Source organism: Streptomyces sp. NRRL F-2664, assembly GCF_000719345.1.
Lineage (GTDB): Bacteria > Actinomycetota > Actinomycetes > Streptomycetales > Streptomycetaceae > Streptomyces.
Genome location: NZ_JOFX01000048.1, coordinates 1 through 21584, shown reverse-complemented (window position 1 = coordinate 21584; position 21584 = coordinate 1). Strand labels below are relative to the sequence as shown.

The window sequence follows — 21584 nt, the reverse complement described above, 5'->3', positions numbered from 1 at the left end:
GCGCGCCGGCGGGGGCGGCCGCACAAGCAATAGGAGCACCCGCCGCCCTGGCGGGCCGGTGCTCTTCTTGTTCTTCGGCGGCCGCGCCGCCGCCCAACGGGCGTGCCGCTTGCGGCTCCGCATTTCGCCCGAAGGCGCACACACCAACAGACACAAGCCGCTTCTCTTTTTCCTAAGTAGGAAGACGCTGCGTCACCTGCGTCACGACGGCCCCGAAAACCGGTCCTGACCTGCAACGACAGCGGTGACGCAGAGCCCCATTTTCTGCGTCACCGTTCGTCACCTGCGTCACCCCGTGACGGACGGCTGCGTCACCAGTGACGCAGCCGTCAAAGCCCTGCGTCACTCAAACCCGCAGGTCAAAGCCCCGAGTGACGCAGATGACGCAGTGACGCAGAAATCCCAACCTCGGACACACACGGCCGCCCCAAGTGCCCCGCCGCGCTTCGGCTGGGCTCACCACGCCACACCCGCCGGAGGAGCAATGCCCGCCCAGAGCGACCCCCGCGCCACCCTGCGCGGCGGACTCCCCGACCGCTACCTCACCCCCGACGACATCGCCGAACTGCTCGCCGTGCCCCTGGAGACCGTCTACCAGTGGCGCAAGAAGCGCACCGGGCCGCCCGGCTTCCGCGTCGGCAAGCACCTGCGCTACGACCCCACAGCCGTACGCGGCTGGATCAACGACCAAATGACCGCGGACGCCCAGCGCGCCGCCTAGAGCACCCACTCCCACCACGGGGGGGGCGGCCCACACGGGCCGCCCCCCGCTCGCGTTCCTAGAAGGGCACCACGTGGCCGGCCACATCCAAGACCGCTGGTACAAGACCGAGACCGCGCCCGATGGCAAGACCCGGCGGGTCAAGACCGACCGCTACGGCACCGGTGCTCGCTACCGCGCCCGGTACGTCGGGCCCGACGGCACCGAGAAGAGCAGGTCCTTCCCGGACAAGCAGAAGCGCCTCGCTGAGCTGTGGTTGAACGAGACCGCGGCCGACATGTCCCGGGGTCAGTACGTGGACCCGCGTGCCAACCGCATCACCTTTCGGCAGTTCGCCGAGAAGTGGGTGAAGACCCACACGACGGAGATCAACAGTCGTGAGGCGGCGGAGCGGCGGCTGAGGCTGCACGCCTATCCGTACATCGGCACCCGCCCCATGCCGTCGTTTCAGCCGGGCCACATCCGGACCTGGCTGGGTGAGTTGGAGGAGAACGTCCCGGCCTCCTCGCACCGCCGGATCATCTTCGGCACGGTCAATGCCGCATTCGCTGCCGCGGTAGATGACGGGTTGCTGTCCAAGAACCCGTGCCGGGCCCGGTCGGTGCAGGTCCCCAAGCCCGCGCCGCCGCGCGTCACGCCGTGGACGCCGGCACAGGTGTTGGGAGTGCGCGCCGCTCTGCCCCAACATCTGCGTACCACTGTCGACGCCGGCGGCGGATGCGGCCTGCGACAGGGCGAGGTGTTCGGGCTCTCCGAGGAGGAGATCGACTACGAAGGCGCCTGGCTCCATGTGGAGCACCAGCTCAAGCGCATCCGGGGCAAGTACGTCTTTGCCCCGCCGAAGGGCGCCAAGGCGCGCTCTGTGCCACTGCCCGGCTCTGTTGCGGCTGCACTGCGCGCGCACTCCAAGCTCCACCCCCCGGTGGCGGTCACCCTGCCCTGGCGGACGCCGGACGGCCCCCTCGTGACGCGGTCGCTCGTCTTCTCCAGCCTGGGCGGCACGTTCATCCGGGTCAGCCACTTCAACGACCACATGTGGAAGCCCGCCCTTGCGGTCGCGGGCATCATCCCTCCGGCCAAGGAGGGTGAGCGGTATGCCTCCGCCCCTCAGCACGGCATGCATGCCCTGCGGCACTTCTACGCGTCCGTCCTGCTGGACGCCGGCGAGAACATCCGGGCCCTGAGTCAGTACCTCGGTCACGCCGACCCGGGCTTCACCTTGCGGACGTACACGCACCTGATGCCCAGCAGCGAGGGGCGGACGCGGAAGGCTGTCGACGGGCTGTTCAAGGCGGCCCAGGACCATGATCACGGCCCAGAGACGGCCCAGTGACCTCCTCAGAGCCCCGGCCAGCAGCGTTCAGGCTGGTCAGGGCTCTGCGGGTTAGGGTCGTCGGGACTTCATCTACTTCTGGCCGATCTACACGGGCCAGACCGTGCCCATGGACTCCTGGCGCGGCCGCATGTGGCTGGACACCTGGGTCTAGCGGCACGGACGCGGGCCCCGGCATCCGATGAACGCCGGGGCCCGCGTTCGTTGCTGGTGCGGTGTCAGCGGGAGGCTTCGCAGGCGGTGTTGGCCGTGTCCTTGCCGGCGCCGACCGCGACGAGGCTGGCGACGCAGCTGGTCTGGTTGCCGATCCGGCCCTCGTAGCACGCCTCCGCGGCGCCGTCCGCGGCCTCGGGGCTGTGCTGGGCGACGTACTGCTCGCACGCCTTGGCGTCCGCCTGCGCGGACGGGGCGGCGACGACGGCGCCGCCGACGGCGAGGGCCAGGCCGGCGAGGATGCTGGGGATACGAGCCGACGGACGCATGCGGATGCACCTGCTCTCTCGGTCGGTCACGCGGCCCGCGGGTACGCCGGACCACGGGCGGGGGCGGCCTCGCGGGGCAGGAGTCTCCGGGGCGGGCGACCGGCTCGGCGCAGCGGTCGCCCTCGCCCTTCCGACGCTAAAACACGGCCCAGGTGACTGCACGTCGGCCGGTCACGTGGGCTCGTCGGCCCAGGCCGGCGGTGTCGTCGTGCCTGCGAGCCAGTCCCGGGGCAGGATCACGCAGCCGATGGCGTCGTGGACCTCGGTGCCGTCGGAGGCGGGCCATCCGTCCCGATTGTGGGCCTCCTTGACGTAGCCGCACCGCCGGGAGGTGCGGCGCATCGCCTCGTTGTCCTGCCCGGTGGTGCCCTCGATCCGCCGGATCGCCCGGAACTCCTCGCACAGGTACGCCGTCAGCCGGGCCGGGGCTCGGCTGCCGGCGCCCCGCCCCCGGCGCCGGGTGCGGATGCGCAGGTCGAGGACGGGCGTGCTGTCGCCGAGGTCCCTCAGGCGGACCAGGCCGAGGTCGTCGTCGCCCGCGCTGGTCCAGAGGGTCCTCGTGTCGTCGCCGTCGAAACGGCCGTCCGCGAGGAGGCGGCGGGCCCCTTCGAGCGGGCCGCGGGCGGCTTTAGGGAGGTTCCGGTCCGGTAACAACCACGCACGTCGCGACTGCGAAGAGTAAGGTCGGAGCCAAGGGCTCTTTGAACGCGTTCAGGAGCGTGACGACGGGGGAGGACGACAGTGAACGGGGCGGCCAAGGGCGCCATCATCGGCGGGGTGTTCCTCGCGATGGTCGGCGGTGCCGGGTACGGGGTGTACGCGCTGGTGGGGGAGGCAGGCGGGGACGGCGGCGAGGACGGGGTCTCCGCCCTGTCCGCGGGCAGCGGGCCGGTCGAGGAGAAGGAGGCCGTGGCGGCCGCGAAGGCCTTCCTCGCCGCATGGGCGGCCGGGGACGAGCGGGGAGCGGCCGATCTGACCAACAACCCCGCTGCGGCGCAGACGGCGATCGGGGAGTACCGGACCAAGGCGTACGTCTCCAGGGCGGTGATCACTCCCGGCCCGCCGAGCGGCACCACGGTGCCCTTCAAGGTCGAGGCGGAGATCACCTACGAGGGCACGACCAAGCCCTTCGCCTACGACTCCCGACTCACCGTGGTGCGCGGGCTGACCACCGGCAAACCGCTGGTCGACTGGCAGCCGGCAGTGATCCACCCGCAGCTGCAGAAGGACGAGAAGCTGCGCGCCGGCGCGCCCGCGAGCCCGCCGGTCAAGGCCGTGGACCGCAACGGCGCGGAGCTGACCGCGGAGAAGTACCCCTCCCTGCGCCAGGTGTTGGACGAGCTGCGCCAGAGCTACGGCAGCAAAGCGGGCGGCAGGGCCGGGGCCGAGGTGTGGATCGAGCCGGCCGCGAAGGACACGCCCGGGCGGAGCCTGCTGACGCTGGTCGAGGGCGAGCCGAGCACCCTGAAGACGTATCTGGACGCGACGGTGCAGGCGGCCGCGGAACAGGCCGTCGCCAAGTTCCCGGAGGCCTCCGTGGTCGCCGTGCAGCCGAGCACCGGACACATCCTGGCCGTCGCGAACAACCGCAAGGACGGCTTCAACGCGGCGATGAGGGGCAACCGGGCCCCCGGGTCCACGATGAAAATCGTCACGGCCGCGATGCTGATGGACCGCGGCCTGGTGGCTGCCGACAAACCGGCGGAGTGTCCGAAGACGGTGACGTGGGGCCGGGAGTTCCACAACCTCAAAAACTTCGACCTGCCGCCCGGCACCAGCTTCGCGACCTCCTTCGCGCGGTCCTGCAACACCGCCTTCATCAAGCAGATCAAGCCCGTCGACGACGACTCCGCGCTCCCCAAGGAGGCCACCGAGGTCTTCGGCATCGGCCTGGACTGGAAGACCGGCATCAAGTCCACGGACGGCAAGGTCCCGGCGGCGACGGGCGCGTCGGCGGCCGCCGCCTACATCGGGCAGGGCCGGATCACCATGAACCCGCTCAACGTCGCCTCCATCACCGCGACCGCCCGCACCGGCGTCTTCCGCCAGCCGCTGCTGGTCTCGCCCGAGCTGGACGGCCGGACGGTCGCGACGGCTCAGCGCCGGATGAAGTCCTCCGTGCAGCAGCAGCTCGTCTCGATGATGAGACTGACGGCGGCCAGCGGCACGGCGCGCGAGGCGATGGCCCCGGTCCGCGGTGCGGACAAGGGCGCCAAGACCGGCTCGGCGGAGGTCGGCGGTGCCGAGGACAGCCCGGACAGCTGGTTCACCGGCTTCAGCGGCGACGTGGCCGCGGCCGCGATGGTCGAGGGCGGCGGCCACGGCGGTGAGGCGGCCGGCCCCATCGTCGCGGCGGTGCTGAACGCGGGCTGACGGCGAGCAGGTGCGTACGCCGGCGCGACCGTCACCGACGTGCGCGAGCAGCCGGCAAGCAGCAGCCGGCACAGCAGCGGTAGCTCGCACCCGACGCCTTCGCAGCAGCGGCAGCCGCCGCACTCGCAGCCCGCACCGGCAGCAGTGGCAGCGGTCGCAGCCCTCGCCACCGCAGCCGTCAGAGGACCGACCCGAGGGCCCGGACCAGGGCCTGGGCGCGGGGGTCGGCGGTGACCGACCTGGCCAGGGCGTTGGTGACGTAGCCGAAGCCGATGCCGGCCTCCGGGTCCGCGAAGGCCAGGGAGCCGCCGCGGCCGGGGTGGCCGAAGGAGGCGGGCGAGAGCAGCGGTGAGGCGGGGCCGTGCAGCATGTATCCGGCGCCGAAGCGGGTGTTGACGACCAGCACCCGGTCCGGACCCGAGGAGTGCTCCCGGGCGGCGAGCCCGGTGGTGGCCGGGGTGAAGATGCGGGCGCCGTCCTCCACCACGCCGACGGTGGCCGCGTAGAAGCGGGCCAGGGCGCGGGCCGTGCCGATGCCGTTGGAGGCGGGCAGTTCGGCGGCGCGGTAGGCGGCGTCGTTCTCGTCCGGCAGCGGGTCGATCGCGGCGAAGGCGCGGCGCGTGAGGGAGCCGGGGTCGGCATAGGCCTCAGAAACGTTCCTGCGCGGCCTGGTCCGCAGCGTCCCCGCGCCCTCCGGCGGCTCGACGGCAGCCACCCGTCCCACCCGGCCGGCCTCGGCCTCGGGCAGGCCGATCCAGAAGTCCAGGCCGAGCGGCTCGGCGATGTCCTCCGCCAGGACGCAGCCCAGCGTGCGGCCGGTCAGCCGGAGCACCAGCTCGGACAGCAGCCAGCTGTAGGTCTGCGCGTGGTAGCCGTGCCCGGTGCCCGGCTCCCAGAAGGGCTGCTGGGCGGCGACGGCGCGCGGCCCGGACACCCCGTCGGCGGCCTCGGTGGCGGTCAGTGCCCGGTCCAGGGCCGGTACGCCCGCGCGGTGCGCGAGCAGGTCCCGTACGAGGATCCGCTCCTTGCCGCCCGCCTTGAACTCCGGCCAGTACGCGCCGACCGGCGCGTCCAGGTCGAGGAGCCCGCGCTGGTGCAGGAGCAGCGGGACGGCGGCGGCCACGCCCTTGGTGGCGGAGCGGACGATCTGTGCGGTGTCCTCGCTCCACGGCTCGGCGCCGTCGGCGTCCCGGGTGCCGCCCCACAGGTCGACGACCTTGCGGCCGTCCCGGTACACGGCCACGGCCGCACCCCGGTCGCCGAGCACCTCGAAGTTGCGTACGAACGCGTCCCTGACGGGCTCGAAGCCCTCCGCCACCACACCCTGGATGTCCACGTGCGGTGCAACAAACGCCGGCCGGTGCTTATGCCACCGAGACCGATCGGGGGTCGAAGCCGAAGGGGAGTTCCAGCCGGTGGGCCCGCATCAGCTCCTCGTCGCACAGCAGGTCCTGGGTGCGGCCGTCGGCGGCGATGACACCCTCGCTGAGGACCACGGAGCGCGGGCACAGCTCCAGCGCGTACGGCAGGTCGTGGGTCACCATCAGCACGGTGACGTCGAGCGCGCGCAGGATGTCGGCGAGTTCGCGGCGTGAGGCCGGGTCCAGGTTGGACGAGGGCTCGTCCAGGACGAGGATCTCCGGCCGCATGGCCAGTACGGTCGCCACGGCCACCCGGCGGCGCTGCCCGAAGGACAGGTGGTGCGGCGGCCGGTCCGCGAAGCCGGCCATGCCGACCTGGTCGAGGGCGGCCGCGACCCGCTCCTCCAGCTCGGCGCCGCGCAGCCCGGCCGCTGCCGGTCCGAAGGCCACGTCCTCACGGACGGTGGGCATGAAGAGCTGGTCGTCGGGGTCCTGGAAGACTATGCCGACCCGGCGCCGGATCTCGGCGAGGTTGCGCTTCTCCACCGGGAGCCCGGCCACGGCCACCGAGCCGATGCCCCCGCCGAGGATGCCGTTGAGGTGCAGCACGAGGGTGGTCTTGCCGGCGCCGTTGGGGCCGAGCAGGGCGACGCGTTCGCCGCGCCCGACGGTGAGGTCGACGCCGAAGAGGGCCTGGTGGCCGTCCGGGTAGGCGTAGGCGAGCCCGGCGACTTCGAGCGAGGGTGCGGGGGAGGGCGTAGGGGTCACAGGGTCCATCCCATCAGACAGACGGCGAGGGCCGTCACCGGGAGCGCGGCCGCGTACGCCCACTGGCCGCGGGTGGCCGCGACCTGGTCGATGACGGGCATGGAGCCGGCGTAGCCGCGGCTGACCATCGCGAGGTAGACCCGCTCGCCGCGTTCGTAGGAGCGGATGAACAGCGCGCCGGCGGTCTTCGCCAGCACCCCCCAGTGCCGGATCCCGGTCGCCTCGAAGCCGCGCGAGCGGCGGGCGACGGACATCCGGCGCAGCTCGTCGCCGATCACGTCGCCGTAGCGGATCATGAAGGAGGCGATCTGGACGAGGAGCGGCGGCAGGCGCAGCCGCTGGAGGCCCAGCAGCAGGGCCCGCAGCTCGGTGGTGGAGGCGAGCAGGACGGACGCGGCCACGCCGAGGGTGCCCTTGGCGAGGACGTTCCAGGCGCCCCACAGGCCGGAGACGCTGAGCGACATGCCGAGCACCTCGACGCGCTCGCCCTCGGCCACGAAGGGCATGAGGACGGCGAAGGCGACGAAGGGGACCTCGATCAGCAGCCGGCGCAGCAGGACGCCGGCCGGGACGCGGGCCACGGCCGCGACCCCGGCGAGGAGGAGTGCGTACAGGCCGAAGGCCCACACCGCCTCCCGCGGTGTGGACACGACGACCAGGACGAAGCCGAACGTCGCGGCGAGCTTGCAGTGCGGCGGCAGGGTGTGGACCGGCGAGTGTCCCGGGCGGTAGAGCCTGTGGGCGTGGCCGGCACCCATGTCAGGCGACCGGGGTGGCGGTGGAGGCGGCGGTCAGGTCGTCGCTGCGGCGGCGGCGCACGGCCCAGAAGATGCCGGTGCCGGCGACGACGGTGACGCCGACGCCGATGACGCCGGCGAGTCCGCCGGACAGACGCGCGTCGTCGACGTCCTCGACGCTGTAGTCGGCGAGCGGCGAGCCGGCGGCGGCGTGCTCCTCGGCCTTCTCGTCGATGCCCTTGTCGGCGGCGACCTTCTCCAGGCCGTCGGGGCTGGCGGAGGCGTAGAAGGAGACGAAGCCGGCAAGGACGAGGGCGGTGACCAGGCCGGTCGCCCACACCTTCCTGGTCGAGCCGGCCGCGCCGCCGGCGGCGGCGGCCGCGGTGGCGGCGGCCGGGGCGTCGACGAGTGCGCCGTCGACGCGCAGCTTCAGCGGCGTGGTGAGCCCGCGGGCCCCGTGCACCAGGTCGGGACGTACGGCGATCACGGCACCCACGGTCGCGGCGGTGATCAGGGCCTCCCCGATGCCGATGAGGACGTGCACGCCGACCATGGCGGTGAGGACCTTGGCGAGGGATACGTCGGTGGTGCCGCCGAGGGCGTAGACGGCGGTGAAGGCGGCGGCCGCGGCCGGTACCGAGAGCAGGGCCGCCACGAAACCGGCCGCGGTCACGGAGCGCCGGGTGGGCGGCAGGACGCGCAGGAGGCCGCGGAAGAGCAGGTGCGCCGTGACGACGGTGACGACGCCCATGACGGTGATGTTGACGCCGAGGGCGGTCAGGCCGCCGTCGGCGAAGAGGATGCCCTGCATCAGCAGGACGACGGAGACGCACAGCACGCCGGTGTAGGGGCCGACGAGTATCGCCGCGAGGGCGCCGCCCATCAGGTGGCCGCTGGTGCCGGCGGCCACGGGGAAGTTCAGCATCTGCACGGCGAAGATGAAGGCGGCGACGAGGCCGGCGAGCGGCGCCGTCCGCTCGTCGAGTTCACGGCGGGCGCCGCGGAGGCTGACGGCACCCGCCGCGGCTGCCGCCACTCCGGCGGCCACCGAGACGGGTGCGTTGATGAATCCGTCGGGCACATGCATGGAGTGGGCTCCGCTTCATATACGGTCTTCAGCCGTTCAAGAATAGTGCTCAGTTGCGAACCGTTGGCAAGAGCGGGTGCATCACAAAGAGCGTCGCGCGTTCTCGTGGGAATGTGCGAGGCTGGAGGGTAAACGGACGGATATGTTCCGATTCGAGGAGTCTGGTCGATGTCAGCCACCGCCGAGAATCTCCCAGCGACCGCGACCGCGGCCCCCGTCGAAGAACGGGTCCGCGCCCGTGTAATCACGGACGACCCCCTCTACCGGGCGATCCCCGTAGCCCTCCGCTTCACCCCCGACCAGCCCCTGGCCGTACGGATCGTCTTCCCGGCGGGCCTGTCCCCCGAGGGCACCGACAACGAGTGGGTCTTCCCCCGGGCCCTGCTCGAAGCCGGCCTCCAGGTTCCGACGGGGACCGGGGACGTCCGCGTGTGGCCCTGCGGCCGGGTCCAGGCGGTCGTGGAGTTCCACTCCCCCGAGGGCGTCGCGGTGGTCCAGTTCGACATCGCCGCACTGCGCCGCTTCCTGCGCCGGACCTACGCCGCCTCCACCCCCACCCGTTAGGCGCAACGGGCCCGGCCCCGTACTCCCCGGTTCGGGGGTACGGGGCCGGGCCGTCCTGCCGGGAACCCTGGGGGCCGACCGGCAGCCGTCAGGCGCTCACCAGCTCGCGGTCCTTGTCCGGGCCCTCGCCCTGCGCGGACCCGGCGAGGTGCTTGCGCAGGCTCTCGCCCTCCACGTCCACGTTCGGCAGCAGCCGGTCCAGCCACGCGGGCAGCCACCAGGCCTTGTGGCCGAGCAGCGCGAGGACCGCCGGGACGATGGCCATGCGCACCACGAAGGCGTCGAAGAAGACCGCGACGGCCAGACCGAAGCCGATCATCTTGACCATCTGCTCGCTGGACCCGATGAAGCCCGCGAACACCGCGATCATGATGACGGCGGCGGCCACGACGACCCGCGCGCTGTACTGGAAGCCGGTCACGACCGCCTGGCCCGGCCGCTCGCCGTGGACGTACGCCTCGCGCATGCGGGTGACGAGGAAGACCTCGTAGTCCATGGCCAGGCCGAAGACCACGCCGACCATGAAGATCGGCATCATCGACATGATCGGGCCGGTCTGCTCCACCCCGAAGACCGAGCCGAGCCAGCCCCACTGGAAGACGGCGACGACCGCGCCCAGGGCCGCGACGACCGAGAGCAGGAAGCCGAGGGCCGCCTTGAGCGGGACCAGGATCGAGCGGAAGACGAGCATCAGCAGCAGGAAGGCGAGGCCGACGACGAGCGCCAGATAGGGCAGCAGCGCGTCGTTCATCTTCTGCGAGAAGTCGATGTTCATCGCGGTGGCGCCGGTGACGAGGACGTCGTCGCCGCTGCCGTCGCGGATCTCGTGGACCAGGTCCTCTGTCTGCGTGGAGGAGGGACGGTCCTTCGGAATGACGGTGATCACCGAGGCGTCGCCGGCCTCGTTCGGGGTCGGCGGGGTGACCATGGCCACGCCCTCCAGGCCCTTGATCCGGTCGACGGTGGAGTCCGCGAGGGCCTTGTCGCCGTCGACGACCACCATCAGCGGACCGTTGAAGCCCGGGCCGAAGCCCTCGGACAGCAGGTCGTACGCCTGGCGCTGGGTGGTGGAGACCGGCTGGGCGCCGTCGTCCGGCAGGCCCATCTCCAGCTTGCTCGCCGGGACCGCGATGACGCCGAGGCCGATCACACCGGCCAGCAGCACCATGACGGGGCGGCGCAGGACGAAGCGGGCCCAGCGGGTACCGCCGTTGGCCTTCTTCTCCGAGGCCGCCCTGCCCTTGCCGAACAGCCTGCTCTTGCGGCCCGCGGGCAGGACCTTCCGGCCGGCGAAGCCGAGGAGGGCCGGGACCAGCGTGAGCGCGACGAGCACGGCGATGACGACGGTGCCCGCGGCCGCGACGCCCATCTTGGTCAGCATCGGGATGTTCACGACGGTCAGGCCCACGAGGGCGATGACCACGGTCAGGCCGGCGAACACCACGGCGGAACCGGCAGTTCCGGTGGCCCGGCCGGCGGCCTCGTCGCGCTCGCGGCCCTCGGCGAGCTCCGCGCGGTAGCGGGAGACGATGAAGAGGGCGTAGTCGATGCCGACCGCGAGGCCGATCATCGTGGCGAGGGTGGCGGTGGTGTTGCCGAGGTCCAGCACGTTGGCGAGTGCCGTGATGGAGGAGACGCCGATGCCGACGCCGATGATCGCCGTCAGCAGCGGCAGGCCGGCCGCGATCAGCGAGCCGAAGGTGATCACGAGGACGATCGCGGCGACGAGGATGCCGATGACCTCGCCGGAGCCGGTCTCCGGAGCCACCATCAGCGCGTCACCGCCGATCTGGACGTTCAGGCCCGCGGCCTTGGCGTCCTCGCCGGACTCCTTGAGCGCGTCGCGGGTGGCGTCCTTCAGCTCCATGCCGCTGACGGTGTACTTGGCGCTGATGTAGGTGGTGGAGCCGTCCTGGCTGACCGCCTGCACCTCGTACGGGTTGGTCACCGAGGAGACCTGCTCCGCGCCCGGGCCGGTCTTGAGCCCGTTCACGATCTTCTCGACCTCGGCCTTGGGGCCGGGGTCGGTGACCTTCGCGCCCGCGGGAGCCTTGACGACGATGCGCGCGGTGGCGCCGTCGGCGGCCATGGCGGGGAACTTCTTGTCCAGCAGGTCGAAGGCCTTCTGGGCCTCCGTGCCGGGTATGGAGAACGAGCCGGAGGTCGGGGCGGACGCGGAGGCCGCGCCGAAGCCGGCGGCGAACAGCAGCGCCACCCAGAGGAGGGCGACGAGCCCGCGGCGCCTGAAGGCGCCCCGGCCGAGTCGGTAGAGGAAGGTTGCCACGTCGGTGGTTCTCCCGTTCAGGTCGTGGGATGGATCCGGAGGGATCAGGGCGTGGGGAGCCGGCCCGACGACGAGAGCGGCGTGTCAGGAGCAGCAAGCCGGCGCGGGACGCCGGGGACTGGGTACGGGGAGGTTCAGACGCCGAGGGCGGGGAAGACCACGGCGTCGATGAAGTCACCGAGGAACGCCCGGTCCACCGGCCGGTCCTCGATCAGGGGGAGCGCGATGAACGCCCCGATCAGCATGTGCGGCACGAAGTCCAGGGCCGGGCACCCCGGGGCGATCTCGCCCCGGTCCACCGCGCGCTGGAGCATCACCTGCAGCCCGGTGATCTCCGGGTCGACCAGCAGGTCCCGCAGGGCCTGGTGGAGCTCCGGGCTCTCGTGGACCGCATGGGCCAGGCCCCGCATCAGCGCGGTGTCCTTGGCCATCTGCGCGTCGTCCGAGTGCTCCACCATGAGCGCGAAGTCCCCGCGCAGGCTGCCCGTGTCGATCTCGCGCAGCGAGACGGGCTGCGTACATCGCAGGGCCTTGGCGACCAGCTCCGGCTTGCTCCCCCACTGGCGGTAGAGGGTGGCCTTGCTGGACTTCGTACGGGCGGCGACCGCGTCCATGGTCAGCGCCTCGTAGCCGACGTCACGCAGGAGGTCGAGGACCGCCTCGTGCAGTTCGGCCTGCCGTTCGGGGGTGATCCGGCTGCGCCGGGCCGCCATCGCCTCGGTCATCTCCGTGCCTCCATCCGAACGAAACTGTTCCGTACGCTTACGACGATACCCCTCCGCCGAGCGAAACGAAACCGTTCCGTTTCGCTGACGGCAGTGGCATGGATCACCAGTACGAGTTGCCGCGCCCCTCTCACACGGAAAGCATTGGGGGGTGAGTCACGACGTCGCGTACCTCCGGTTCCCGCACCTGCACGACGACCTGCTGTGCTTCGCCACCGAGGACGACCTGTGGGTCGCCCCGCTGGTCCCCGACGGCCATACCCCAGGACGCGCCTGGCGGGTCACCGTCGACCGCACGCGGGTCGGCCACCCTCGCTTCTCCCCCGACGGCCGGCACATCGCCTTCACCACCTGGCGCAGCCTCGATCCCGAGATCCACCTGGCGCCCGTCGACGGCGGGCCCGCCCGGCAGCTGACCCACTGGGGCGCCACCGACACCCGCGTCTGCGGCTGGGATCCCGACGGCAACATCCTGGCGGTCTCCTCGCACGAACAGCCCTTCTCGTACTTCTCCTGGGCCTACAAGCTGCCGACCGACGGCAGCCCCGGCGGCCGCCTCCCGTGGGGGCCCGTGTCCGACATCCAGGTCGCCGACATCGACGGCGAGCACCGCAGCCTGCTCCTCACCGGCAAACCGCCGCACGAGCCCGCCGCGTGGAAGCGCTACCGGGGCGGCGCCATGGGCCGGCTCTGGCTGCACGGGCGCCAGCTCCTGGAGGACCTGGAAGGCCACCTGGACTCCGCGATGTTCGTCAACGGCCGGATCGCCTTCCTCTCCGACCACGAGGGCATCGGCAACCTCTACTCCTGCCTGCCCGACGGCACCGGCCTGCGCCGCCACACCGACCACGACGAGTTCTACGCCCGGCACGCCTCCAGCGACGGCTCTCGCGTCGTCTACCAGTGCGCCGGAGACCTGTGGCTCGTCGACTCCCTCGCCGCGGACGCCTCCCCGCGCAAGCTCCAGGTCCGCCTCGGCGGCCCCCGCGCCGGACGGCGCACCTACCAGGTGCCGGCCGCCAGCCACGTCGACTCGCTCTCCGTGGACACCACCGGGCGCGCCAGCGCGGTCGTGGTGCGCGGCAGCCTGTACTGGCTGACCCACCGCGACGGGCCGGCCCGGACCATCGCCGACACCCCGGGCGTGCGGGTGCGGCTGCCGGAGATGCTCGGCAGCGGCGGCCAGGTCGCCTACGTCACCGACGCCGAGGGCGAGGACGCCATCGAGATCGCCTACCTCCCCCGGGCCTCCGGGGAGCGGCAGCCGCGCCGGCTGGCCTCGGGCGAGCTGGGCCGCGTCACCGAGCTGCTGGCGGACCCGGACGGGGAGCGCCTCGCCGTCGCCTCGAACGACGGGCGGCTGCTGCTCGTCGACGCGACGGAGGACTCCGACGGCGAGGTCACCGAGCTGATCCGGTCCATCAACGGCCCCGTCACCGACCTGGCCTTCTCCCCCGACGGGGCCTGGCTGACCTGGTCGCACCCCGGCATCGGGCGCTCACTGCGGCAGATCAAGATGGCCCGCATCTCCGGGCCGGGCGCACGCACCGTCGTCGACGTCACCAACGGGCGCTTCGCCGACGAGAACCCGGTCTTCACCCGGGACGGGCGCTATCTGGCCTTCCTGTCCTGGCGCGGCTTCGACCCGGTGTACGACGTGCACACCGGGGACCTGTCCTTCCCGCTGGGCTGCCGCCCGTACCTGGTCCCGCTGTCCTCCGCGACCCCCTCGCCCTTCGCGCTGTCCGCCGAGGGGCGGCCCGCGGCCGGCGGACTGGACCCGGCCGACGCGGACTCGGAGGGCTCGGGCGACAGCGGCGCCGTGACCGTGGAGGTGGAGGGGCTGGAGAGCCGGGTCACCCCCTTCCCGGTGAGCGCGTCCAAGTACTCGGCCCTGTACCCGGTGCACGGCGGCGGACTGGTCTGGCTGCGCTGGCCGATCTCGGGCGCGCTGGGCGAGACCTTCGCCAACCCCAACGACCTCAGCGGCAAGCCCACCCTGGAGCACTTCGACCTGACCAAGGCCCGCAAGAGCGAACTGGCCTCGGGGCTGGACTGGTTCGCGGTCAGCGGCGACGGCACCCGCCTCGTGATCAACGACGACGGGGACCTGCGCGCGGTGCCCGCCACCGAGTCGGGCGACGGCGACTCCACGGTCTACCTCGACCTGCGGCGCATCCTGCACGAGGTGGACCCGGCCGCCGAGTGGCGCCAGGCCTTCGAGGAGGCCGGGCGGATCATCCGCGCGTACTTCTGGGATCCGCACATGTGCGGCATCGACTGGGACGGCGTACTGCGCCAGTACCGCCCCCTGGTGGAAAGGGTCGCCTCCCCCGACGAGTTCGCCGACCTGCTGCGCGAAGTCCTGGGCGAACTCGGCACCTCGCACGCCTACGTCTCGCCCGCCCGCCGCAACGAGGGCCCCCCGCACTACCAGCGGGCCATCGGCCTGCTCGGCGCCAACCTGGTGCCCCGGGACGGAGCATGGGTCGTCAGCAGGATCCTGCCCGGCGAGTCCTCCGACTCCAAGGCCCGCTCCCCGCTGGCCGGTACCGGCATCCGCGAGGGCGCGGTACTCACCCACGTCGACGGCCGGCCCGTGGACCCGGTCACCGGCCCCTACCCGCTGCTGGCGGGCGCGGGCGGCACCACGGTCGAGCTGACCTTCCAACCGGCCGAGGGCTCGGACCGCCCCCGCCGGGTCGCCGTCGTCCCGCTGATCGACGAGCGGCCGCTGCGCTACCAGGACTGGGTGTCCAAGCGCCGTCAAGTGGTCCGGGAGCTCAGCGGCGGCCGGTGCGGCTACCTCCACATCCCCGACATGGGCGGCTCGGGCTGGGCCCAGTTCAACCGCGACCTGCGGATGGAGATGTCCCGGCCCGCGCTGATCGTGGACGTACGCGGCAACGCGGGCGGCCACATCAGCGAGCTGGTGGTGGAGAAGCTCACCCGGTCCATCCTGGGCTGGGACCTGACGCGCGACGCCCAACCCGTCAGCTACGCCTCCGACGCACCCCGGGGCCCGATCGTGGCGCTCGCCGACGAGGCGACCTCCTCGGACGGGGACATGATCACGGCGGCCTTCAAACTCCTGGGCCTGGGGCCGGTGGTGGGCCAGCGCACCTGGGGCGGCGTGGTCGGCATGACCGGCCGGCACACCCTCGGGGACGGCACGGTGATCACCGTCCCGATGAACGCCGCCTGGTTCCCCGAATACGGCTGGTCGGTGGAGAACCACGGCGTGGAGCCGGACCTGGAGATCCTGCGCACCCCGCTGGACTGGGCGGAGGGCCGCCACGCCCAGATGGACGACGCCGTGCACCTGGCGCTGGAACTCCTCGAACAGGACCCGCCCGCAATGCCGCCCGGATACACGGACGTACCGGACCGGCGCCGTCCGAAGCTGCCGCCGAGGGAGTGAGCGGCGCAACCGGAACCGGGAAGGGCGCGGCCGCCGGCGACGGCCGCGCCCCCTCCCGGCGCGGGAGCCCGCCCGGTCAGCGGCTGCGGGTGCGCTCCCGCTCGTCGGCGGCGCCGCCCGCCCCGACGAGGCCCCTGGAGACACCGGCCAGCCGGGGCTCGAAGCGCTTCATCTCGCGCTGCCCGACCGTCGCGATGATCCCCGGCAGGTAGCCGCGCACCCCCTGCATCCCGCGCAGCCACCACTGCGCGTACACGTGCGGCGAGCGCCGCTCGATGCCGGCGACGATCCGGTCGACGGCCGGCCCCAGCGGGTACGTACGGTTCGACGGCCACGGCAGCCGCTGCCGCAGCTCCCGCATGACCTCGTCCTGGTCGGCACCGCGCACCATGTCCGTGTCGGTCCACGAGAGGTAGCCGACACCCACCTTGACGCCCTGGTGCGCCACCTCGGACCGCAGGCAGTGGGCGAACGCCTCGACGCCCGACTTGGAGGCGCAGTAGGCGGTCATCATCGGCGCGGGGGTGATGGCGGCGAGCGAGGCGATCTGGAGGAAGTAGCCGCGGCTCGCCGCCAGCACGGGCAGGAAGGCACGGGCGGTGACGGCCCCGCCGACGAGGTTGACCTCGATCACGCGGCGCCAGGCGTCGGGGTCGGAGTGGACGAACGGCCCGCCCGCGGCGACGCCCGCGTTGGCGACGACGATGTCGACCTTCCCGAAGCGCTCCTTGACCTCCTGGGCGACGCGTGCCATCGCCTCGTGGTCGGTGACATCGGCGTACCAGTGTTCGCTGTCGGTGTGCAGGCGCCCGGAGACCTCCTTGAGGGCTTCGGGCTCCAGGCCGACGAGAGCGATCCGGGCACCGCGGGCCGACAGCTTGCGGGCGAGCAGCTCGCCCACTCCGCGGGCGGCCCCGGTGACGACGGCGACCTGGCCTTCCAGACTCCTGCGGGCACTCACGTGGTCATCTCCTTCTCGTCCTTCTCGGTGGTGGCGAGATGGCGTGCGGTCAGCTCGCCGAGGGCACGGGTGACGGCTTCGGGTGCCTCGATCGGGGTCATGTGCCCCACGCCGGTGAGCTCGGTGAGGCCCACGCAGTGCGGCAGCGCCGCCGCGAGCCTGCGGGCGTGGCCGATCGGTGTGAGCCGGTCGGCGGTGCCGCCGATCACGGCGGTGGGGACGGTCAGCCGCGCCACGTCGGCGTCGAGGTCGAGCCCGGCCAGCACCGCGGACCAGGCGTGCCGCACACCGGTGGGGCAGGCGTGGACGATGCGGGCGCACGCCTCGACCTTGTCGGGGGCGCTGCCGGGGCCCATGGTGGCGTACTTCAGGACCTTCCGGGCGAGGGGCGTGACCGGCCCGAGGGGGGCGCGTGATCCCAGGACCGCGCCGGTGATACGGGTCCGGGCGCGCCCGGCGCGCCCCGGCACCACCCGCGCCTGCGCGACCAGGGCGGAACTGCCGGTGCTGCACAGCAGCGCGGCCGCGGCGTGCTCGGTGAACTCCGGCCGGGCCGCGGCCGCCATGATCGTCATGCCGCCCATGGAATGCCCGGCGACGACCGCCCGCTCCCCCGGGGCGAGGGTGGCGCCGAGCACGGCCACGAGGTCGTCGGCGAGTGCGGTGGTGCTGTGTTCCCGGGCGGCGGGGCTGCGCCCGTGTCCGCGCTGGTCGTAGGCGACGACCCGGTGGGTGGCGGCCAGGGCCCGTATTTGCGCGGCCCAGAACGCGGTGGAGCAGGTCCAGCCGTGGGCCAGCACCACGGGCGGCGCGCCCTCGTCCCCGTGCACCTCGACGTGCAGGCGGGCCCCGTCGGCGGAGACGGCGACGAGTTCACGCCGGGCGGCGGGCGGTGCGTAGGGGCCGGAGGTGACGTGCGCCGGCCGGCTCACGCGGCGCCCTCCGCCCGCGCGGCCAGCGGTGCCGGGGCGGCGGCGGGCTCCGTGCCCGGGGCGGCGGCGGGCTCCGCGCCGGCGGCGGGCAGCGGCGCGGGGACCGCGATCCGTTCGCGCCCGCGCCCCCGTACCCGTACGACCTCGTACTCGGCGAGGTCGACCGTGCGGGTCTCGCGTCGGAACTCCCCGGTCGTGCCGGGCCAGACGGTGGTGTTGCGCCCGTTCGCGTCCAGGTACCAGCTGGTGCAGCCGCCGGTGTTCCACACGGTCCGCTCCATCCGCGCCTGCACCGTGCGGTTCCAGGCGTTGACGGCGGAGGGCCGGGCGGCCAGGGCGACCCGCTCGCCGTTCCCGCCGAGGACGGCGAGCTGGCGCAGGTAGTCGGCCATGTAGTTGAGCTGCGACTCGATCATCAGGATCATCGAGGTGTTCCCCAGCCCGGTGTTCGGGCCGATGATCGTCATCCAGTTGGGGAAGCCGGCCGCGGTCGCGCCGCGCAGCGAGGCCATCCCGTCCTTCCACGCGACCGCGAGGGAGCGGCCGTCGGCGCCCACGACCCGCTCGGCGATGGGCAGGTCGGTGACGTGGAAGCCGGTACTGAAGACGATCGCGTCGACCTCGGCCTCCGTCCCGTCGGCGGCGACCAGGACCGAGCCCCGCACCTCCTTGAGCCCTGAGGCGACCAGGTCCACGTCGGGCCGGGCCAGCGCCGGGTAGAAGGTGCTGGAGAGCAGGATCCGCTTGCAGCCGATCCGGTAGGAGGGGGTCAGCTTGGCGCGCAGCGCCGGGTCCTTGATCGACCGGGCCAGGTTGGCCTTGGCCAGGGCCTCGACCAGCCCCAGCTGGTGGGGCCGCTTGGTGAAGGCGCCGACCTGGAGGTCCCGGATCGCCCAGGTCAGCCCGCGGCGCGCCGCCTGGGTGAAGGGCAGCCGGCGGTGCAGCCAGCGCTCCACCGCCGTGATGGCGCGGTCGGTGCGCGGCATCACCCAGGCCGGGGTGCGCTGGAACAGGGTGAGGCGCTCCACGTCCGGGGCGATGGCCGGCACGATCTGGATGGCGGAGGCGCCCGTGCCGATCACGGCGACGCGCTTGCCGCGCAGGTCGTAGTCGTGGTCCCAGCGTGCCGAGTGGAAGACCTTGCCCGGGAAGCCGGCGAGTCCGGGGATCTCCGGGAGCTTCGGCTCGGACAGCGGGCCGGTCGCCGAGACCACCACGTCGGCGGTGAGTTCGCCCTGTGCCGTCTCGATCTCCCAGCGCAGCCCGGCCTCGTCCCAGCGCATCATCCGCACCTCGGAGTCGAGCCGGATGTGGGGGCGCAGCCCGAAGGTGTCGGCGACGTGCTCCAGGTACGCCCGGATGTGCGGCTGCCCGGAGAAGGACCGGGGCCAGTCGGGGTGGGGCGCGAAGGAGAAGGAGTACAGGTGCGAGGGGACGTCGCAGGCGCACCCCGGATAGCTGTTGTCGCGCCAGGTGCCGCCGACCGAGCCGGCCCGCTCCAGCACGACGAAGTCGGTGATGCCCTCGCGGCGCAGCCGTACGGCGGCACCCAGTCCGCTGAAGCCGGACCCGATCACGGCCACGCGCACGTGCTCGCGCGCCCTCCCCGTCCCGCCCGTGTCACCCATGTCCGCCGCCTTCCGCTCCATCGCAGTCCCAGCCACGCAACGCCGCACACCACATCGAAACACTGCCAGCAATCACTGGCACAATCGGGAGGGTAGAGCAGCCCCCGTACCCATGGGTAGGGGGCGGACCCGGAAAGTTACTGCCGGTACGCCATAGGCTGCGTCCGTGGCGAAGGACGACGAGATGCAAGGCAGGCAGGTGCGCGAGTACCGCACCGAGGAACTGGCCGAGGCGGCCGGCATACCGGTGCGCACCCTGCGCTTCTACCGCGAGCGCAAGCTGCTCCCCCCGCCTCGCCGCGAGGGCCGCATCGCCTGGTACGACGACCACCACCTGGCCCGGCTGCGCACCATCGCCGGCCTGCTGGAGCGCGGCCACACCCTCGGCGGCATCGCCGAGCTGACCGCCGCCTTCGAGAAGGGCCGCGACGTCGGCCAGCTCGGCGAACTGCTCGGCATCGGCTGGTCGGAGGAGACCCCGGTGCGGCTCACCCCGGAGGAACTGGCCGACTACTTCGAGGGCGAGGTCACCCCGGAGAACCTGGCGGCCTCCCTCGACCTGGGGTACCTCGCCGTCGACGGCGACGCGATCGTGCACGTCAGCCGCCGCCTGCTGGACGTCTCCTCGGCACTGGTCCGCGAAGGAGTGCCGCTGGCGGCGGTCCTGGAGACCGGGCGCCGCGTCCGCGAGCACGCGGACGCGATGGCGCTGCTGTTCACCGAGCTGATCTCGGACCACATCTCGCCGGACGCGCTCGCTCGACTGCGTCCGCTGGCCAAGAGCGTGGTCGAGGCGGAGCTGACCATGGCGATGGACCGCCTGCTGGCTTCCGCGCCGGGTCAGACCCCGAGCTCGTAGACGACGGTCACGGGGGCGTGGTCGGACCACCGCTCGGGGTGCGTCTCGGCCCGCTCCACGAAGGCCTTGACGGCCTTCGCGGCCAGCCCCGGCGTCGCCACCTGGAGGTCGATCCGCCAGCCGGCGTCGTTGTCGAAGGCGCGGCCGCGGTAGGACCACCAGGAGTACGGCCCCTCGGTGTCGGGGTGCAGCTCGCGCACCACGTCGACGTAGCCGGCCTGCGTGTAGACCTTCCCCAGCCACGCGCGCTCCTCGGGGAGGAAGCCGGCGCTCTTGCGGTTGGTCTTCCAGTTCTTGAGGTCGGCCTCCCGGTGGCAGATGTTCCAGTCACCGCAGACCACGACCTCGCGCCCGTCGGCGGCGGCCCGCACCTTCAGCGCGGCGAGGTAGGTGAGGAACTCCTCCATGAACCGGTACTTCTCGTCCTGCTTCGCCGTCCCCGCCTCGCCGGAGGGCAGGTAGAGGCTGGCCACGGTCACACCGGGCAGGTCGACCTCCAGGTACCGCCCGGACGCGTCGAACTCCGCACTGCCGAAGCCGACCCGCACCTGCTCGGGCGCGCGGCGCGTGTACAGCGCGACCCCGGCCCGTCCCTTCACCGCGGCCGGCGCGAAGACGGTGTGCCAGCCCTCGGGCCTACGCACCTCGTCCGGGATCTGCCCCTCCTCGGCGCGAACCTCCTGCAGGCAGACGACGTCGGCGTCGGATCCCGCGAGCCACGCCCCGAAGCCCTTCTTGGCGGCGGCCCGAATCCCATTCACATTCACGGAGGTCACAGTGAGCATCCCAGCACCATAGCGGGACGGTTCCGTACGATGTTCGGATGTCTCATGGGATCGAGCTCCGCACCGTGCCGTACGACCACCCGGACGCGGTCATGCTCAACGACCAGGTCCAGCTCGAATACCAGGAGCGGTACCAGGGCGAGGGCGACGCCACCTACCTGGACCCGGCGATGTTCGCCCCGCCGCGGGGCCTGTACATCGTGGCGTACGACACCTCGGGCACCCCGGTGGCGACCGGGGGCTGGCGCAGCCAGGAAAAGAACGACGAGGGCTACTCGGACGGCGACGCCGAGCTCAAGCGGATGTACGTCGTCCCGCAGGCCCGCGGCCTCGGCCTGGCCCGCCGCATCCTGGCGGCCCTGGAGGCGGACGCCCGCGCGGCGGGCCGCATGCGGATGGTCCTGGAGACGGGTGACCGGCAGCCGGAGGCCATCGCCCTCTACCTCTCGGAGGGCTACACCCCGTCCCCGAAGTTCGGCTTCTACCGCTTCTACGACTCCAGCCGCTGCATGGCCAAGCCCCTCCAGACACCCACCCCCGCCGGCCCGACCTCCCCTCCCACC

Annotated in this window: 19 protein-coding genes; 7 read left to right on the top strand and 12 right to left on the bottom strand. The window is 72.6% G+C overall.

Translation table 11 applies throughout. The features are described 5' to 3' along the window. Positions 1–484 precede the first annotated feature (484 nt). Both IF89_RS0130260 and IF89_RS0130255 read left to right on the top strand, forming a co-directional pair. Entirely contained in the window at positions 485–721 is a 237-nt protein-coding gene (locus IF89_RS0130260) for a helix-turn-helix domain-containing protein (RefSeq protein WP_030774853.1), read from the top strand. 73 nt (positions 722–794) lie between these two features. After that, positions 795–2054 carry a tyrosine-type recombinase/integrase gene (locus IF89_RS0130255; protein WP_030774851.1) on the top strand — a complete coding sequence of 420 codons (1260 nt, stop codon included), beginning with the start codon at positions 795–797 and terminating at the stop codon, positions 2052–2054. 218 nt (positions 2055–2272) lie between these two features. Here the strand turns inward: IF89_RS0130255 and IF89_RS38440 are convergent, their stop codons facing one another. Both IF89_RS38440 and IF89_RS0130245 read right to left on the bottom strand, forming a co-directional pair. Further along, the gene (locus IF89_RS38440) at positions 2273–2536 is read right to left on the bottom strand and encodes a hypothetical protein (RefSeq protein ID WP_043194604.1); all 264 of its coding nucleotides are present in this window, start codon (positions 2534–2536) and stop codon (positions 2273–2275) included. Positions 2537–2707: 171 nt separating this feature from the next. After that, a complete protein-coding gene (locus tag IF89_RS0130245; protein ID WP_051807835.1) occupies positions 2708–3190 on the bottom strand; it encodes a GNAT family N-acetyltransferase in 483 nt (160 codons plus the stop codon). Positions 3191–3277: 87 nt separating this feature from the next. Here IF89_RS0130245 and IF89_RS0130240 point away from each other — a divergent pair, with 87 nt between their 5' ends. Next, positions 3278–4909: a penicillin-binding transpeptidase domain-containing protein gene (locus IF89_RS0130240; protein ID WP_030774848.1), complete on the top strand. Its 1632-nt coding sequence runs from the start codon at positions 3278–3280 to the stop codon at positions 4907–4909. A 178-nt stretch (positions 4910–5087) separates the two neighbouring features. Here the strand turns inward: IF89_RS0130240 and IF89_RS0130235 are convergent, their stop codons facing one another. The 4 genes from IF89_RS0130235 to IF89_RS0130220 are packed head-to-tail and all read right to left on the bottom strand — an operon-like array spanning position 5088 to position 8862. Beyond that, complete coding sequence (locus tag IF89_RS0130235) at positions 5088–6245, bottom strand: serine hydrolase domain-containing protein (RefSeq protein WP_030774846.1); 1158 nt, start codon at positions 6243–6245, stop codon at positions 5088–5090. 28 nt (positions 6246–6273) lie between these two features. Then, positions 6274–7047, bottom strand: a complete 774-nt coding sequence (locus tag IF89_RS0130230; RefSeq protein ID WP_030774845.1) for an energy-coupling factor ABC transporter ATP-binding protein — start codon at positions 7045–7047, stop codon at positions 6274–6276. Continuing rightward, positions 7035–7796: a cobalt ECF transporter T component CbiQ gene (gene cbiQ / locus IF89_RS0130225; protein WP_030774843.1), complete on the bottom strand. Its 762-nt coding sequence runs from the start codon at positions 7794–7796 to the stop codon at positions 7035–7037. The genes IF89_RS0130230 and cbiQ overlap by 13 nt, the downstream gene beginning before the upstream one ends. A 1-nt stretch (position 7797) precedes the next feature. Then, positions 7798–8862: an energy-coupling factor ABC transporter permease gene (locus IF89_RS0130220; protein WP_030774842.1), complete on the bottom strand. Its 1065-nt coding sequence runs from the start codon at positions 8860–8862 to the stop codon at positions 7798–7800. A 168-nt stretch (positions 8863–9030) separates the two neighbouring features. Here IF89_RS0130220 and IF89_RS0130215 point away from each other — a divergent pair, with 168 nt between their 5' ends. Beyond that, positions 9031–9426 (top strand): SsgA family sporulation/cell division regulator, encoded by a 396-nt coding sequence (locus IF89_RS0130215; protein WP_043194602.1) that lies wholly within the window; start codon positions 9031–9033, stop codon positions 9424–9426. 88 nt (positions 9427–9514) lie between these two features. Here the strand turns inward: IF89_RS0130215 and IF89_RS0130210 are convergent, their stop codons facing one another. Beyond that, the gene (locus tag IF89_RS0130210) at positions 9515–11710 is read right to left on the bottom strand and encodes an MMPL family transporter (RefSeq protein ID WP_030774838.1); all 2196 of its coding nucleotides are present in this window, start codon (positions 11708–11710) and stop codon (positions 9515–9517) included. A 134-nt stretch (positions 11711–11844) separates the two neighbouring features. Then, on the bottom strand, positions 11845–12435 hold the full coding sequence (locus tag IF89_RS0130205; RefSeq protein ID WP_030774837.1) for a TetR/AcrR family transcriptional regulator: 591 nt from the start codon (positions 12433–12435) through the stop codon (positions 11845–11847). Positions 12436–12586: 151 nt separating this feature from the next. Between IF89_RS0130205 and IF89_RS0130200 the strand changes: the two genes are divergently transcribed. After that, positions 12587–15856, top strand: a complete 3270-nt coding sequence (locus IF89_RS0130200; protein WP_030774836.1) for a S41 family peptidase — start codon at positions 12587–12589, stop codon at positions 15854–15856. Positions 15857–15932: 76 nt separating this feature from the next. Here IF89_RS0130200 and IF89_RS0130195 read toward each other — a convergent pair whose 3' ends face one another. From IF89_RS0130195 to IF89_RS0130185, 3 genes are read right to left on the bottom strand one after another with little or no spacing between them, the layout of a single operon-like run. Further along, positions 15933–16817, bottom strand: a complete 885-nt coding sequence (locus tag IF89_RS0130195; RefSeq protein ID WP_030774834.1) for an SDR family oxidoreductase — start codon at positions 16815–16817, stop codon at positions 15933–15935. Then, positions 16814–17749: an alpha/beta fold hydrolase gene (locus IF89_RS0130190; protein ID WP_030774833.1), complete on the bottom strand. Its 936-nt coding sequence runs from the start codon at positions 17747–17749 to the stop codon at positions 16814–16816. The genes IF89_RS0130195 and IF89_RS0130190 overlap by 4 nt, the downstream gene beginning before the upstream one ends. Further along, on the bottom strand, positions 17746–19377 hold the full coding sequence (locus IF89_RS0130185; RefSeq protein ID WP_043194607.1) for a flavin-containing monooxygenase: 1632 nt from the start codon (positions 19375–19377) through the stop codon (positions 17746–17748). The genes IF89_RS0130190 and IF89_RS0130185 overlap by 4 nt, the downstream gene beginning before the upstream one ends. A gap of 184 nt (positions 19378–19561) precedes the next feature. Between IF89_RS0130185 and IF89_RS0130180 the strand changes: the two genes are divergently transcribed. Then, positions 19562–20236, top strand: a complete 675-nt coding sequence (locus IF89_RS0130180) for a MerR family transcriptional regulator (protein ID WP_030774830.1) — start codon at positions 19562–19564, stop codon at positions 20234–20236. Here the strand turns inward: IF89_RS0130180 and IF89_RS0130175 are convergent. Further along, entirely contained in the window at positions 20218–21021 is an 804-nt protein-coding gene (locus tag IF89_RS0130175; RefSeq protein WP_030774828.1) for an exodeoxyribonuclease III, read from the bottom strand. The two genes, IF89_RS0130180 and IF89_RS0130175, sit on opposite strands and share 19 nt — an antisense overlap. A gap of 38 nt (positions 21022–21059) precedes the next feature. On the opposite strand from IF89_RS0130175, the gene IF89_RS0130170 reads away from it, so the two are divergent. Next, on the top strand, positions 21060–21584 hold a 525-nt coding region (locus tag IF89_RS0130170), incomplete at its 3' end, for a GNAT family N-acetyltransferase (protein ID WP_063831367.1).